This is a genomic window from Paenibacillus kobensis NBRC 15729 (assembly GCF_004000825.1).
Lineage (GTDB): Bacteria > Bacillota > Bacilli > Paenibacillales > Paenibacillaceae > Paenibacillus_T > Paenibacillus_T kobensis.
This window is the reverse complement of the sequence record NZ_BILZ01000052.1, coordinates 24,172-40,450: the sequence shown is the minus strand read 5'-3', so window position 1 is coordinate 40,450 and position 16,279 is coordinate 24,172. Positions and strand designations below refer to the sequence as shown.

General features: G+C 52.1%; 15 protein-coding genes and 1 other RNA gene. 1 reads left to right on the top strand and 15 read right to left on the bottom strand.

What is annotated here, in order from left to right:
* Window positions 1-285: 285 nt before the first annotated feature.
* From PKO01S_RS22805 to rpoE, 14 genes are all read right to left on the bottom strand, one after another.
* Entirely contained in the window at window positions 286-549 is a 264-nt protein-coding gene (locus tag PKO01S_RS22805; protein WP_127533750.1) for a pro-sigmaK processing inhibitor BofA family protein, read from the bottom strand.
* A 2-nt stretch (window positions 550-551) separates the two neighbouring features.
* On the bottom strand, window positions 552-839 hold the full coding sequence (locus tag PKO01S_RS22800) for a DUF2508 family protein (RefSeq protein ID WP_164779716.1): 288 nt from the start codon (window positions 837-839) through the stop codon (window positions 552-554).
* Between the two features lie 144 nt (window positions 840-983).
* Window positions 984-1,583: a recombination mediator RecR gene (gene recR, locus PKO01S_RS22795; protein ID WP_127533748.1), complete on the bottom strand. Its 600-nt coding sequence runs from the start codon at window positions 1,581-1,583 to the stop codon at window positions 984-986.
* A 97-nt stretch (window positions 1,584-1,680) separates the two neighbouring features.
* A complete protein-coding gene (locus PKO01S_RS22790; RefSeq protein WP_127533747.1) occupies window positions 1,681-1,992 on the bottom strand; it encodes a YbaB/EbfC family nucleoid-associated protein in 312 nt (103 codons plus the stop codon).
* A gap of 40 nt (window positions 1,993-2,032) precedes the next feature.
* The gene (dnaX, locus tag PKO01S_RS22785) at window positions 2,033-3,838 is read right to left on the bottom strand and encodes a DNA polymerase III subunit gamma/tau (RefSeq protein WP_127533746.1); all 1,806 of its coding nucleotides are present in this window, start codon (window positions 3,836-3,838) and stop codon (window positions 2,033-2,035) included.
* Between the two features lie 179 nt (window positions 3,839-4,017).
* Window positions 4,018-4,283: signal recognition particle sRNA large type (gene ffs / locus PKO01S_RS22780), an RNA gene on the bottom strand.
* Window positions 4,284-4,366: 83 nt separating this feature from the next.
* Complete coding sequence (locus tag PKO01S_RS22775; RefSeq protein ID WP_127533745.1) at window positions 4,367-4,798, bottom strand: hypothetical protein; 432 nt, start codon at window positions 4,796-4,798, stop codon at window positions 4,367-4,369.
* Window positions 4,799-4,871: 73 nt separating this feature from the next.
* Window positions 4,872-5,069 carry a 50S ribosomal protein L31 gene (gene rpmE, locus PKO01S_RS22770; protein WP_127533744.1) on the bottom strand — a complete coding sequence of 66 codons (198 nt, stop codon included), beginning with the start codon at window positions 5,067-5,069 and terminating at the stop codon, window positions 4,872-4,874.
* 149 nt (window positions 5,070-5,218) lie between these two features.
* Window positions 5,219-6,481 carry a radical SAM protein gene (locus PKO01S_RS22765; protein ID WP_127533743.1) on the bottom strand — a complete coding sequence of 421 codons (1,263 nt, stop codon included), beginning with the start codon at window positions 6,479-6,481 and terminating at the stop codon, window positions 5,219-5,221.
* A gap of 181 nt (window positions 6,482-6,662) precedes the next feature.
* Window positions 6,663-8,021, bottom strand: a complete 1,359-nt coding sequence (gene rho, locus PKO01S_RS22760; protein ID WP_127533742.1) for a transcription termination factor Rho — start codon at window positions 8,019-8,021, stop codon at window positions 6,663-6,665.
* Between the two features lie 113 nt (window positions 8,022-8,134).
* Complete coding sequence (locus PKO01S_RS22755) at window positions 8,135-9,400, bottom strand: UDP-N-acetylglucosamine 1-carboxyvinyltransferase (RefSeq protein WP_127533741.1); 1,266 nt, start codon at window positions 9,398-9,400, stop codon at window positions 8,135-8,137.
* Between the two features lie 208 nt (window positions 9,401-9,608).
* Window positions 9,609-10,019: a response regulator gene (locus PKO01S_RS22750; RefSeq protein WP_281278949.1), complete on the bottom strand. Its 411-nt coding sequence runs from the start codon at window positions 10,017-10,019 to the stop codon at window positions 9,609-9,611.
* Between the two features lie 294 nt (window positions 10,020-10,313).
* Complete coding sequence (locus PKO01S_RS22745) at window positions 10,314-11,918, bottom strand: CTP synthase (RefSeq protein ID WP_127533739.1); 1,605 nt, start codon at window positions 11,916-11,918, stop codon at window positions 10,314-10,316.
* A 473-nt stretch (window positions 11,919-12,391) separates the two neighbouring features.
* Window positions 12,392-12,961, bottom strand: a complete 570-nt coding sequence (rpoE, locus tag PKO01S_RS22740; protein ID WP_127533738.1) for a DNA-directed RNA polymerase subunit delta — start codon at window positions 12,959-12,961, stop codon at window positions 12,392-12,394.
* Between the two features lie 360 nt (window positions 12,962-13,321).
* Here rpoE and PKO01S_RS22735 point away from each other — a divergent pair, with 360 nt between their 5' ends.
* Window positions 13,322-14,455: a S8 family peptidase gene (locus PKO01S_RS22735; RefSeq protein WP_127533737.1), complete on the top strand. Its 1,134-nt coding sequence runs from the start codon at window positions 13,322-13,324 to the stop codon at window positions 14,453-14,455.
* Between the two features lie 126 nt (window positions 14,456-14,581).
* On the opposite strand, the gene argS is transcribed toward PKO01S_RS22735, so the two are convergent.
* Window positions 14,582-16,258 carry an arginine--tRNA ligase gene (argS, locus tag PKO01S_RS22730; protein WP_127533736.1) on the bottom strand — a complete coding sequence of 559 codons (1,677 nt, stop codon included), beginning with the start codon at window positions 16,256-16,258 and terminating at the stop codon, window positions 14,582-14,584.
* Window positions 16,259-16,279: the final 21 nt, after the last annotated feature.

Below are 16,279 nucleotides of genomic sequence, written 5' to 3'. Positions count from 1 at the left end.
TTTCGCTCGTTGTTCAGTTTTCAAAGAACAATTCGTTTTGTTTCGACAACTTTTACATCATATCAGATGTTAATCAGTTGGTCAAGCATTTATTTATTTTTTTTGTTTCTCGTTCGCCTTTCGTTCAGCGGCGACTTTTATAATATATCACAGCCACCCAGATGAATGCAAGCACTTTTTGAAATTCTTTTTTTAGGCTTTCTCTGCTACTCATCCGCCGTTAAGGGCGAGGAATTCAATTTAACATATCTCGTCCACAGAGTCAACCGCCGCAAGCTGCGCTCATCAAAACAACGTATAGCGCAATCCCACAATCAAAGCAATGCCCGGGAGACCAAGTACCATAACAGTTCCGATTGTCGCAAAGTTCAACGGTATCTCCCAACCGCTCAGCAATCCCGAATAATTGATCGCGTATAAGCCGATCGCCGCCAATATGAGATGAAGCGCCAGGCGCCGTATCCATTCGAGCGAATACCGGTTTCGAATTAATACCAACACTAATGATAAGGACGAGACAACGAGGACAGCAATCATGACCCACTTCATTGCTATTCGCCCCCTACCCATGCCGGCCACTGAACGGATGTCATCGCCTTCGCTTTCCGGATCAACATGATATAACGTTGTTCAGTCGCCATTAAATGATAGACGGCATAGTCAACCTCATCCGGCTCGACAACATATTCGAAGAAACGGCAAGCTGCCTGCCAGCCGCGGCGCGCCTCATCAATGTCTTTCTTGAGCTGCATCACTTCATCCGGTACATATCCGACTGCTTTCTGTTTCTTACTGAACTTCGGCGATTTTACTTTCAACCACGATAACAACATCGTCATCCCGTTCACGCTCCGCTCGTCCAAATTTGTATCACCACAATTTATGAGAGCGGATGAATCAATAGAACATGAACAGATGGACATACACCGTCATGACAAAAAGAAAAACCGGGCCGCTTGCCGGCGCCCGGTCTCTTACCCTTATTAGTTCAGCTCGCGCCTTCCTTCCAGCGCTTTCGACAAAGTCACCTCGTCCGCGTACTCCAAGTCTCCGCCTACCGGCAAACCATGAGCAATACGCGTAACCCGGATTCCGAACGGCTTAACCAACCTAGACAAATACATTGCCGTCGCTTCGCCCTCGATATTCGGATTCGTCGCCATAATCAGTTCCTGCACGCGCTCATCACTCAGACGCTGCAGCAGCTCTGCAACCCGGATCTGATCCGGCCCGATCCCTTCCATTGGAGAGATCGCACCTTGGAGAACATGGTAATAACCGTTGAACTCCTTCGTCCGTTCCATAGCTACCAAATCCTTGGACTCCTGAACGACGCAGATGACCGCTTGATCACGGCTCTTGTCCTGACATATTCTGCACGGATCAACATCGGTAATGTTGCAACAGACCGAGCAGTAATGCAAATTGCGTTTAACGCTGACGAGCGCCTTGGCGAAATCGATGACGTCATCCTCCTGCATCCGCAGCACATGAAACGCCAGCCTAGCCGCCGTCTTCGGCCCGATTCCCGGGAGACGAGTGAACGCATCGATCAATTTGGCTATCGGCTCAGGATAATACATGATTACGTTCTCCTCTCTCAACATAACAAACGGCCTGCCGGTCGCAGGATGCGGGTCCGACAGGCCACTTCTCATGAATGTCGCTGTAAATCTATAATTAGAACAGGCCTGGAATCTTCATGCCGCCTGTGTATTTGCCCATATCGTCGTTCGCCATTTCTTCCGCTTTAGCCAAAGCGTCGTTCACAGCCGTCATAACGAGGTCTTGGAGCATTTCGACATCTTCAGGATCAACCGCTTCAGGCTTAATCGCGATCGACAAGATTTGCTTATGGCCGTTTACTTTAACCGTAACAACACCGCCGCCTGCAGATCCTTCAACCGTTTTGGTGCCGAGCTCTTCTTGAGCTTTAAGCATTTGCTCCTGCATTTTCTTCACTTGTTTCATCATATGCTGCATATTCGTCATATTAATCACCCCATGGGAAATATAGATACCGCTATTCTACCTAATCGCGCTTCAGCTCGACAAGCTGGTCGCCGAACAATTTGAACGCTTCTTCTACCCATTCCGGTCTTTCGGCCGGCTCATCGCCCTCAGGTTCCAACTGCAAAGTTTCTAAGGCGGGACTACTTTCTCCACCCTCGGAAGCCGCCTGCCAGTCCTTCATCATGACGGTTGCCAATCTTACTGCTCTGCCGAATACTTGGTTCAGAACATGTTCGATCAGTTCGCGGTTCGCCGGCTTCTCCGTCGTCTCCCGGTGCATCATGCTCTTGAACGCAACAAGAACCGTTTCATCCGCCGCTGATACAGGCTCGCCGTCTACGAGCCAAGCATGTACCGTAATTCTCGTTTCTTTCACACGTTGCAGCAGTTCGCCCCAACGCATCCGGATTTGAGAAATGGCTTGCCCGTTCATCGCCGCAACAAAAGGCTCCAGCTTCGGTTTGCCGATGGCGCCAAGACCCGATCCGCCTGCGGATCCGAAAGCATTGCGGTTACCGCCTCTGCGATTCGCTCCGCCTGCAGCCTGACTTCCTTGCGCCGCTCCTGCTCCGTCGCCTGCCCCAGCCGCAACTCCGCTGCGAAGCAGTTGCTCCAGCTTCTTCTCCAACATCTCAACCTGACGCTGAAGCCGAATGACATCGCCGCCCGATCCGTCTTGCGCAGAGGCCGAAGATGAATTTTCGCCAGAAGCCGGTGACCGCTCGCCTGAATCTCCATGTTCCCCCATCGTACAGAGCTTCATGAGCGCAACCTCGAACAACGTCTGCGGCTGCAACGCATGCTTCATCTCCGTCTGGTAACGATTGAGCACATCGATCATTCGGAACAAACGGCCCGTGCTGAACGCTTCCGCCATCTCGCGGAATTTGCCCTCGTCGACGATTCGCTCCGCTTGAGCTCCGCTGTTAGGTGCAAGCTTCAGCACAAGCAAGTCGCGGAAGTAATAGATAAAGTTCTCCATACACTTCTCGGCGCTCTTGCCTGCCTGCATCAACCCTTCTACAAGAGGCAGAATAGCTCCAGCATTCCGGTCGCGAACCGCTTCTGCCAACTTCGCGAACTGCTCCGCAGCCAAACCGCCGGTGACGTCGATAGCCCCTTCCAGCGTAATGCTCTCCCCGCCGAAAGCAGCCGACTGTTCCAGCAGACTGATTGCATCGCGCATGCCGCCTTCAGACAGCCTCGCGATGTAGGACAACGCCTCGTCCTCCGCCTGAATACCTTCTTCCTGGCAAATAAGGCGAAGCCGTTCCGTCTGTTCATCCAGTGACACCTGCCTGAAATCGAACCGCTGGCAACGGGATATAATGGTCGGCAGGAGCTTATGCGGCTCCGTCGTCGCCAAGATGAAGATAACATGCCCAGGCGGTTCTTCCAGCGTCTTAAGCAGCGCATTGAAAGCTTCCGTCGTCAGCATATGCACTTCATCTATTATATACACTTTATAGCGAACCTCGGACGGGGCGTAACGGACTTTGTCGCGAATTTCGCGAATTTCGTCAATCCCTCGATTGGAAGCGGCATCAATCTCAACGACATCCATCACCGTGCCTGCTGTAATGCCTACGCATGCGTCGCATTCATTGCAAGGCTCCGGTGCCGGTCCGCGTTCACAGTTGATCGCTTTCGCCAATATCTTAGCGGCGCTCGTCTTGCCTGTACCGCGCGGTCCGTTGAATAGATAAGCATGTGAAACGCGATCCTCGCGTATCGCATTCTGCAGTGTCTGAATGATGTGCCGCTGTCCGACCATGTCATGGAACGTCTGGGGACGCCAAGCTCGGTATAAGGCTATGTGAGACATGCGAACCCGTCCTTTCTGCAATGACATTTCGATCCGATTATTCCATTATACACGAACCATTGCGGCAACAAAACAAGCATTATGCCCGGCAAAAGTTGTATAACAAAAAATCCGGCCTGCGCAAGAACGATTCAATCGTTCTTCACGCAGCCGGATATGGCTCGCATGATATGTAGGAACCGTGCACCTGCTCCCGATACATGCGATCCGGGCGGCATCCTTGCTCCCAACTCGAGTCAGGCACTCCCCCAACACATGAACGTGTCTGCTTACGGCTGCTTCCTTCCGGACCTGACCGGGTTCACAGATGCCCATTGCGAGGGACCCAACTGTCAACATTGTTCGCAAGTGCCAAACCCCGCATCACATAACCTCAAGCAGGAATTCAACCTCGCTATAGCGGATTGCGAGTTACAGGGCACCGCTACCTCCCCGTCTAGCACGGTAAAGCTAAGTATAGACCATTCAGAAGCAAAGCGCAACCGCTTAGAAAAAGTTACAAAAATCAGTTTTCCGGTATCCGCCTGCTTATGGCGCAATATTGACGTTCACGCTGTAGCGCGGCATGTTATACCTGACCATCGCTTCCGCTTGATTCTTCACACCCGTTCTCTCAATAGCGCTTAGTCCCGCTACCGGATATACCGTGACGACCATCTTCGAGCCTTCCACTACGATACGCGTATGGTCGACGCCCCTGATTGTGCGCAGCTTCTGATCGATGAAATCGGTATCGTTCTTAAGCGTTAAGCTGTGCGGCGAATTCGGCAATGACGGATTCGTATTCGTAAGCCCCATATAACCGTCATGGCCGTAGTGCTGAACCCTCATCTTATTATCGTACTTTCCGCTGCCTCCGCCGCAGCCCGCCAGCAACAACAATGACGCGATAACAAGCAAGCCCGGAAGCAGGCCTATACGCAAGTTCGAACGCAGCCGCTGGTGCATGAATCGAAACATAACAAAAAACCTCCCTTCAGACCATAGGATGGCTGAGGGAGGCTGTTGTATTCTGCCAATTTCAGACAGAATATTAGATGCCGTATTTCTTTTTGAATCTGTCCACACGGCCGCCTACATCAACAAACTTCTGTTTGCCAGTGAAGAACGGGTGGCATACGGAACAAATCTCGACACGAAGATTCGATTTGATCGAACCCGTCTCGAACGTGTTACCGCAAGCGCACGTTGCCGTCGTTACGTGGTACGTCGGATGAATGCCTTGTTTCATCGTCTGTTCACCTCTTTCCGCCCTGGATTACATGCGAACCCAGAGTAAATTACGCAATACAAACACGATTATAGCATGGGCGATTCCTCATGCGCAATGACATCTATACCCTACCCAGGGCTGTCATTGGATAAGAAATGCAGACTTTATCAAGTACGAACGCGCCGAAGCTCGCCCGGCGGCACATGCGTATAAGATCCAATGACAACATCCGGCAATTCCTCGCGATAGATCTCGAGCATCTGTTTCATACCGTAAATCTCGCCCCGCGCCTTCGGAATCAGCTCCAAATAACTTTCCGGGTCTATATTCAGATTACGCATCTGAATCAACTTCAGACCTGTCCTCTTGGCGAAGCCGATCATCGCTTCGATCTCTTCTTCGCGGTCGGTGACGCCAGGGAAGATCAAATAGTTGATCGACGTGTAGACGCCTTGCTGCGTCGCATACTTGAGTGACTTCTCAACGTTAGCGAGTGTATAGGCGCGCGGTTTGTAGTAAGCGTTGTAATGATCGTCCAATGCGCTGATCGTGCTGACACGCATGAGATCAAGGCCCGCATCAACAATGCCCCGAATATGATCAGACAAGCCCGCATTCGTATTAATGTTGATATAGCCCATCGAAGTGCGGTTGCGCACTTCTTTGATCGCTTCGATAATGATCTTGGCTTGGGTTGAAGGCTCGCCTTCGCAGCCTTGTCCGAAACTGATGATCGCATCCGGTGTAACGAGCTGCTCCATCATGACTTGAACGATTTCTTCAACCGTTGGCTTGAAGTTCATTCGCGTCTGCGGCGCTACGAAGCCGCTGTCGTCCGGTTGTTCAGAAATACAGCCGTAACAACCCGCGTTGCAAGAGTACGATACCGGCACTCCGCCTTCCCACCGATGCAGGAACGTGTTCGACGAAGTTAAGCATTCGTAACCGAGTGCGCAGTTGGACAGATGCTTGTACAACCGGTTGTCCGGATACTTATTCATCAGCCGCTCGACACCGTTAGCTACTTCTCGGCGGTCGCAGTTCTCCGGATTCCAGCGCTCCGGATCATCAGTCGGCTCGGCAGCAACGTAGAACTGGTCATCTTTCCATACAACCGCTGTATATCCGAACAATGGGAACTTTTCATTCTTATCCGTCTTCATATAAGACGGGATGTTCAAACGGGTATAGCCTTGTGGAAGCAAAGCGCCGACCGCTTGGACATCGCCGGGCAGCACAGCCATTTGACCCGTCCTCGGATCAAGGCCGATCGGACGCGTATGCGGCAGACCAACCAACGTCGCGCCGTCCGGAAGCGGTATAAGCTCGTCCTCCAACAACTCGACGACCATATCGCCGCTGCGCCCAAGGCCGATCCAGCTCGGATGGTCAAACACTTGACCCTTGGCATCTGCATAAACGAGATTCATGGTGTCCTCCTAAAAGCTTTTGCTCATTACTATGCCTGATTAGGCATTATTGAGCAAAAGCTACTTCGTAAGCATTATCTAAGCTTTGAGACTTTGCGATTTGTATTGCAAATCGCATGGAACAAAGCTACTTCGTAAGCATTATCTAAGCTTTCGCTCCAAGAAAACATTATTCACAAAACTATTCGCGCGGCGTTGCCGTCGAACGCGTTGCCGGTCTGCGGCCAGCCGCACTTGCCCCGCCAGTACCGCTTGATGTTCCTGAGCTGCCGCCACTTGGCGCGCTTGGGAATGACGATGTGTCGAGCGACATAAGGAATTCTTCGTTCGTCTTCGAATCGGCAAGCTTCTTCAGGAAACTGTCGACGAATTCCATCGAGTCGTTCATGCTCTTGCGAATCGCCCATATTTTGTCAAGCTCTTCCTTGGTCAACAGCATCTCTTCACGGCGGGTGCCGGAGCGACGAATGTCAAGCGCAGGGAATATGCGTCTTTCCGCCAAGCGGCGGTCCAGATGGAGCTCCATATTGCCCGTACCTTTAAATTCTTCATAAATGACGTCGTCCATTCTCGAACCCGTCTCTATGAGCGCAGTCGCCAGAATCGTCAGGCTTCCGCCTTCTTCCACGTTGCGGGCGGAACCGAAAAACCGTTTAGGGCGATGGAATGCCGCTGGATCGATACCGCCGCTTAGCGTACGTCCGGATGGCGGAATAACAAGGTTGTAAGCCCGCGCTAGCCTTGTAATGCTGTCAAGCAGAATAACAACATCCTTCTTGCTCTCAACAAGACGAAGCGCCCGCTCGAGCACCAGCTCCGCGACTTTAATATGATTCTCCGGCAATTCGTCGAATGTAGAAGCGACCACTTCCCCTTTGACCGACCGCTGCATGTCCGTTACTTCCTCCGGCCGCTCGTCGATGAGCAGCACGAACAGCTCGATATCCGGATGGTTATTCGAGATGCTGTTGGCAATTTCCTTAAGCAGTAATGTCTTGCCGGCCTTCGGTGGCGCCACGATCAAACCGCGTTGTCCATGTCCAACCGGTGCAAGCAAATCCATAATTCGGGTCGAAAGCTTGTTAGGGGCCATTTCCAAGACCAGTTTCTTCTCAGGGAAAAGAGGAGTAAGGGCGGGAAAGTGAAGGCGTTCAGCAGCTGTTTCAGGGTTTTCTCCGTTTACCGCATTGACTTGCAGCAGACCGTAATACCGTTCGTTTTCTTTCGGCGGACGGCACTTGCCTGATACGAGGTCGCCAGAGCGAAGATCGAATCTACGAATTTGGGACTGCGAAATATAAATATCTTCGTTGCTGCTGGAATAATTGATCGGACGCAGAAATCCGAAACCGTCCGGAAGGATATCCAAAATGCCTTGCATGAAGAAAAACCCGCTCTTCTCGGCTTGCGCCCGCAAAATGGCAAAAATCAATTCTTTCTTCTTAAATTGACCATAATACGGTATCTGATACTGCTTAGCCAGCTTGTACAGATCGGTCAACTTCATCTCTTCCAGATCGGCGATCTGAAGATCCGTCATAATCTCACCACACTATTAGATTTTGCTTACCAGCATTGCCGGAAAAGACGTGCGCTATTCCGCTAAGAGGCAAAATAGCGCTTCCGTTCCGCCAAGCAGCAAGCTTCGAGCCGTTATTGGGACACCGTCTCCCGCCATATATCAGCGCCGAGCCGGCTTAAGTTCTCCACTAGATTATCGTAGCCGCGATCGATATATTCCACGCCGGTCACTTCCGTAATGCCGTCCGTTACCGTCAGGCCAGCAATCACGAGCGCAGCTCCAGCCCGCAGGTCAGTCGCATGCACTTTGGCCGCACTCAGCGGTCCGCCTTCGATGATCGCCGAACGGCCTTCAACGCGAATATTCGCGCCCATCATCGCCAGCTCAGGCACATGCTTGAACCGGTTGCCGTAAATATAGTCGGACAGCACACTTACACCGCTAGCTTGCGTAAGCAAGCTTGTCATCGGCGATTGCAAATCCGTTGCGAAGCCTGGATACACAAGCGCCTTCACGTCGACCGCCTGATACGGCGCATCCCCTGAGGCAACAATGCGAATCGCATCGTCGAGTTCCTCCACCGTCGCTCCCAATTCGCGAAGCTTAGCGGTAACCGCCTCCATATGCTTCGGAATGACACCTTCTACCGTGACGTCACCGCGGGTCGCGGCGGCCATTATCATATACGTCCCCGCTTGGATGCGGTCCGGAATAATGGAATGCCGGCATCCGTGCATCCGCTCGACGCCTTCGATTCGGATCGTCTCGGTACCGGCTCCTTTGATCTTGGCACCCATGGAGTTAAGCAGCGTTGCCACGTCTATGATCTCCGGTTCTTTGGCCGCATTCTCAATGATCGTAGAGCCCTTGGCTCTGGAAGCGGCAAGCATAATATTAATTGTCGCTCCAACGCTGACGAGGTCCAAGTAAATCTTCGCTCCGCGAAGCTCCTTCGCCGTGATGCGCATCGCACCATGCTCGTTCGTTACCGTTGCTCCGAGTGCTTCGAACCCTTTGATATGCTGATCGATCGGACGCGGCTCGAAGTTGCAGCCTCCAGGAAGACCAATAACTGCCTCGCCGAACCGGCCAAGCAGAGCTCCCATCAAATAATAAGAAGCCCGCAGCAGCTTCACTTTGCCGTTAGGCATCGCTACCGACTGGAGATTGGACGGATCGATTCGAATCGCATCTTCTTTGCGTTCCACAACCGCACCAAGATCCCGTAAAATTTCGCTATATACAGCAACGTCGCTAATCGCCGGCAAATTATCAAGCGTTACTTCCGACTCCGCCAAGATGGCAGCCGGCAGCAGCGCAACCGCACTGTTCTTAGCCCCGCTAATTTGCACTTCTCCATGAAGCGGATTCCCGCCTCTAATCATCAACTTCTCCATGCCTTTAACCGATTCCTCCCCGTCAGAAGCGAACAATACAACGAACCGCTTCGGCTGGTGCTCACACATTGTCTATAGATAACACAAATCTCTCCTTACGAATCAATAGCTGCAGGAGAGACTTTCGAATGACATACTGAATTATTATAGCACAATGCGCCCGAACATGGTAAATCGGTTTATCTTGACAACAAAGGACCTGAAAGAATCAGGTCCCGATTGCGTAACGGCTATTCGATTGATCGCCTCTTAACTCACTATTGACCGCAAGCCGCATCTCGTCGATGTCGAATGGCTTCGTAAAATGCATCAGCGCGCCGAGGTCGGTCGCTTCCTTAATAATATCGAGTTCTCCATAAGCCGTCATCATGATGACTTTAATATCAGCGTCAATCGTCTTCACATGACGCAGTATCTCAAGACCGTCCATTCCTGGAATCTTCATGTCGAGCAGCACTAAGTCCGGCCGTTCGTTACGTACGATCTCCAATGCAAGTTTACCATTCGAAGCTTGGAACGTTGCATACCCCTCACTGCTGAATACTTCCATTAACAGCACTCGAATCCCGTTTTGGTCGTCGACGATCAGAACTTTCTTATCCACCCTTCTACCTCCCATAAACGACACTGCCGCACGGCTACAGTCGATTTTTTCAAATTCCGTCATATTGTAACTATACTATTCGCATGAGTTATCACATTTTCCTGCCGCTTTTTCAAAAAAAGGAATTACACGTTCTGTCAGATATTGATAAAGAACAACAACGAGAAGGTCTAACAACATACACTACCCGCTAAACCTTCTTCTTTAATCACCAAAACAAGACAATTCGTAAAAAAAATCCCGTTCACTGCATTCGTTGGAATGCGATGAACGGGACTGTTGGTTATAGAATAGAAACCGCAGGCGCGATTATTGTTCGGAATATTTAAGCGCAGCGCGGACGAAACCGCGGAACAACGGCTGCGGGCGGTTCGGACGCGAAGTAAATTCCGGATGGAATTGAACAGCCAGGAACCAAGGATGGTTCGGCAGTTCGACCATTTCGACCAAACGGCCGTCAGGCGATGTACCGGAGAATACAAGACCGCCGGACTCGACCCGCTCGCGGTACTCATTGTTGAACTCGTACCGGTGGCGATGGCGCTCATACACGAGCTCATCGTCGTATTCTTTCATGCCGACCGAACCTGGAAGAAGCTTGCACGGATACAGGCCAAGACGCATCGTGCCGCCCATATCTTCAATATCCTTCTGATCCGGAAGCAGATCGATAACCGGGTAAGGCGTAGAAGGATTAATCTCGGAGCTGTTCGCATCGTCCAAGCCGCAAACGTTGCGGGCATATTCGATAACTGCTACCTGCATACCGAGGCAAATGCCGAAGAACGGTACGTTGTTCTCGCGGGCGTAACGGATTGCCGCTACCTTGCCTTCGATACCGCGGTCGCCGAAGCCGCCTGGAACGAGAATGCCGTGAACGCCTTGCAGCAGATCCGCCGCATTACGGTCCGTAACCTCTTCTGCGTTGACCCAGCGAATGTCGATATCCGACTCGAGCGCGATACCAGCGTGGCCGAGCGATTCAACGATCGACAGATAGGCGTCATGCAGCGCGACGTATTTGCCGACGATTGCGATTTCGGTTTTCTTGTGCAGCGATTTGACCCGCTTCACGAGCGCTTCCCACTCCGTCATGTCCGGAGGTGTCGTCGTCAGCTTCAGATGGTTCACGACGATATCGTCCAGCCCTTGCTCGCGGAGCATGAGCGGCACTTCGTACAGCGTCGAAGCATCGCGGCATTCCACAACAGCGTTCGCGTCCACATCGCAGAACTGCGCGATCTTGCGCTTCATGTCATCCGGCAGCTCTTGCTCCGTGCGGCAGACGATGACGTTCGGCTGAATACCGATGCTGCGCAGCTCTTTCACGCTGTGCTGCGTCGGCTTCGTTTTCATTTCGCCGGCTGCTTTAATGTAAGGAATGAGCGTAACGTGGATGTACATGACGTTATCGCGTCCGATATCGCTCTTGATCTGGCGAATCGCTTCCATGAACGGCAAGCTTTCGATATCGCCGACCGTACCACCAATTTCGGTAATGACGACATCGGAGCCTGCTTCTTTGCCTGCACGGAAGATCCGGTCTTTGATTTCATTCGTGATGTGCGGGATAACTTGAACCGTACCGCCCAAATATTCGCCGCGGCGTTCCTTCGTAATAACGGTCGAGTAAATCTTGCCCGTCGTCACGTTGTTGTTCTTCGACAGATTAATATCGATAAAACGTTCATAATGACCGAGGTCAAGGTCCGTCTCAGCACCGTCATCGGTAACGAACACCTCACCGTGCTGATACGGGCTCATCGTGCCCGGGTCGACGTTAATGTAAGGATCAAACTTCTGAATGGTCACTTTAAGACCGCGGTTCTTGAGCAACCTGCCAAGCGAAGCCGCCGTAATACCCTTGCCAAGGGAAGACACGACGCCGCCAGTTACGAAAATGTATTTAGTCACTGTACCAATACCCTCCAAGCTCCTATGTTAATGTTTAGGTTTGCCTATTTCTGCGCGATTCAGCGGTTATTGCCGCAAGGATTTCCGTCCAAATTATGGGGACTAAATCCACATCCTTGCATGATAAAAAGGTTGCGCCGTCCGGAATCGGACGGCGTCCTATGTCAGGAGAACGGTAAATGGGCAAAATAAAAAAAGTGACACCCGTGTCCACGGGGCACTTTCGTTCTCGAATATACAAGTTATGAGCAGAACTAGGAAAATGAACGTTCGCACGTCTGGTTCCCACCTGCATCAGAAGCCCATGCAATAGTTTACCTGCTGCATACGGGGCCTGTCAAGTGAATGAACGCGCCATTATTCGCCTTTGTCCGCATAAACGAAAGGTATGCCGCCCGGCATACGAATATCAATTACAAGCGGCCCCGCCGTCCCGGAAGGGACCCGCCAAGGCCGCTCGAATGAATGCTGATTTAGTTATCGTCTTCGTCGCTCTCGTCGAGATCGCCGTCGAAGTCGTCTTCCTCTTCTTCTCCAGCGGAATCCTCGCCCTCGACTTCTTCCTCAATCTCTTCGTCATCAATCGCAACATCTTCGTCGACTTCGGTCTCTTCTTCAGCTTCTTCGAATCCCTCGCGGTCTTCGTCGTAGTTGTCGTAATCGTCCTCTTCCGGCGTGTACGCTTCTTCTTCCTCGTCCGCGTACAGATCTTCATCCTCGTCGTCGTCATCATTAATGATGCGAGGGCGTTTGGAGCTCGTAACCGGATCTTCGTTGCGCTCGACTGGATACCAACGCTTCAGTCCCCAGTTGTTGCTGCCGACGCACGCGAAACGTCCATCGATATTAATTTCCGTATATACTTGCGCAATAACATCATTGATGGTCTCTGGATCCAGTTCACGGATCTTAGCAATCTCCATCATCAAGTCCCGATAGTACATCGGCGTGTTGACTGACTTCAGCACTTCGAATGCCAGATCCACCATCGGCATTTCTTGAATATGTTCGCGGTCCCATTTTGCGGCGAAATCGCTGCTCATACTGGCCCATCCTCCCGTGCTACCTCAATATCGTAAAATACCCGTTCACATACGAGTGTTACCGTATCAACCTATAGTAAAACCTATTTCCCCTAAAATTGCAAGCTTCGAAGCATGTCCGCACGCAAAAAGCGAAGGGTATATCCCTTCGCTGTGACTGTATCCTTCCGGACAGGATTGTTGGCAATCCGCCTTCCGGGAAGGCAAGAGCCTTGCCGGCCCTTACACCATCCTATGTCCTGTTCCGCTTTTTGACACGGTTTCAAGCCCAATTATCTGAAAAAAGGCCACTTGCTCATGCGCGTCCCTACGCTCGTTCATACAATACCTCAGCATCGTCGTCGGGAGGGGACCCGTATTTTGGACACCACCGCTTTTCTCCGTTGGCTGCAGGGTTTGATGACCGAAAAAAACACAAGCCATAAAAAGAGAATTATCCGGTTCCAACACAGCCAAGACTTTCGCCGATTCGTCCATGAATGGTCTGAAATGAAGTCATCCGTCTCATCACTGCAGTCGGTCAGGCAAATGGGACTCATACAGGCGATATCCTGTCCGATTCCCGACGACCAGCCGCACCGCCGATTCGATGGCCGCGTCTGGGTAGAGAACGATAAGCGTGTCCGAATTCATGCCACGACACAGCGGTCGCTGGCACCTGACAAAGGCATCCCTTGGGGCGTAGCCCAAGTGAAAGCACCTCAAGCGTGGAGCTCGACAACGGGACACAAAATCAAGATCGGCGTCGTAGACACCGGCGTTGATTTCAACCACCCCGATCTTCGCGGATCGCTGGCGCGGGGCATCAATCTGCTCAACCGCAGCCTGCTGCCGCATGACGACAACGGACATGGGACTCATATCGCAGGCACCATCGCAGCCGCCAATCAACTGCAAGGAATGATCGGCGTCGCTCCCCGCTCCTCCATTCATCCAATCAAAGCATTCGATCACAACGGCAGCGCCTATGTCTCCGATATTATACTCGCAATTGAGTGGTGTGTGCGAAACCGGATGCACATTATTAACATGAGCTTCGGGATGAAAACAAGAAGCAAAGCGCTGCTTAGCGCCGTAACGAACGCTGCTAACGCCGGCGTCGTTATTGTTGCTTCTTCAGGCAACGACGGCAAGCGGCGGTCAATCGACTATCCGGCACGGTATCCGCAGACAATATCCGTCGGAGCGACGAACAGATTGCGGAGAATCGCACCGTTCAGCAACCGGGGCGTTTTTATCGACATTTATGCACCCGGAGACAAAATTACTTCCGCTTGGCTGAAAGGGAAGTACCACGAAATGAGCGGCACATCGATGGCTACCTCGCATGTGAGCGGCGCCGTTGCGCTCCTGTTGGCCAAACACCCCGATCTAACGCCATCGGATGTGAAAAACATTTTAAGAAGGTCAATGCAGCCGCTTCGCGGTAAACGCTCTCCCCGCCAGACGGGCGAGCTCGATATTTCGAAGATGCTGCAAGCGTCGGACCGATAACTTATGGTGATGTCAAATATGCAGGGTCCATTGCTTGCAAATACGACAAGGCCGCGAACCGAGCATTCCTCTTACAGGAAATGATCGGTTCGCGGCCTTGTATTCTTGCCTGATCGATTGATGGAATTACATCCGCTCCGGTGCCGTTACGCCGACCAGACGCAGGACGTTGGCGAGCGCGATACGCGTTGCAGCAAGCAGCGCGAGACGCGCTTGCGTCTGCTCTGCGTCTTCGGTCATAACGCGCTCCGCTCTATAATAGCTATGGAACTGGGACGCCAGCTCGTATACATAACGGATCAATCGGTGAGGCGCATACTGCTCCGCCGCATCCGATACTTCCTGCGGCAATTCGCCGAGCTTACGCAGCAAGTCGTACTCCTGCTCCGTCACAAGATTGGACAAATGGATGTCTGTGAGCGGACGCATGGTCACGCCTTGCTCTTCCGCTTGACGGAAAATACTGCAAATCCGTGCGTGCGCATACTGAACATAAAATACTGGGTTCTCGTTGGATGTCGAAACCGCCAGATCCATATCGAAATCCAGATGGGAATCCATACTGCGCATCGTGAAGAAGTAGCGGATCGCGTCGACGCCGACTTCGTCCATCAAATCTTCCATCGTGACCGCTTTGCCGGTCCGCTTGGACATTTTCACTTTCTCGCCGTTCTGGAAGAGGCTGACCATCTGTGCGATCAGAACGGTCAGTTTGCCCGGATCGTTGCCGAGCGCTTCCATAGCTGCTTTCATACGCGGGATATAACCGTGATGGTCAGCACCCCAGATGTTAATCAAACGGTCGTAGCCGCGGCCGTATTTGACACGATGGTAAGCGATGTCCGGCGTCAAATAGGTGTACGAGCCGTCATTTTTCACGAGTACGCGGTTTTTATCGTCACCGAACTGCATCGTGTTCAGCCACGTTGCGCCCTCTTCTTCATAGACATGACCGGTCGCACGCAGAGCGTCAAGACCTTGCTCGACAAGACCTTGCTCGTAGAGCGACGTCTCGCTGTACCACAAATCGAAGCCTACGCGGAACCGTCCAAGGTCTCGCTTAATTTTATCGAGCTCCCGCTCCAAGCCGAATTGACGGAAGAACGTGAACCGCTCATCATCCGGCAGCGACAGCAGACGGTCGCCTTCTTGGGCTGCCAGCTCCTGCGCGAAGCCGACGATGTCCGCTCCATGATAGCCGTCTTCCGGCATAACAGCATCTTGGCCAAGCGCTTGCTTGTAGCGCGCTTCGATGGAGTAAGCAAGGTTCGCCACTTGGTTGCCGGCATCGTTAATATAGTATTCGCGCGTTACGTCATAACCGGCGAAATCGAGTACGTTACATAGCGCATCACCTACCGCTGCGCCTCGGGCATGGCCAAGATGCAAGCTGCCCGTCGGGTTCGCGCTGACGAACTCAACCTCAACGCTTTTGCCCGCGCCATCTCCCGTACGTCCATAGTTATCACCCGCATCAAGCACCTGGCCGACGACCGGATACAGATAACTCTTGTTAAGCCGGAAGTTGATGAAGCCGGGTCCCGCAATTTCCGCAGACTCGATCGAAGCGGACGCGCCATTCAAATTCGCGATGATCGCTTCTGCGATCTGACGCGGATTGCGCTTCGCCAGCTTCGTCAGCTGCATAGCTGCATTCGTCGCCAAGTCGCCGTGGGACTTGTCCCGCGGAACTTCAAGCACGAATTCAGGCAGCTCCTCACGGGCTGCGATACCTGCGGTAACGACAGCATCAGCGATAGCTGTTTTGATATTCACATATAATTGATCAAGTACATTCGTCATGGAATGATACCTCCTTCATGA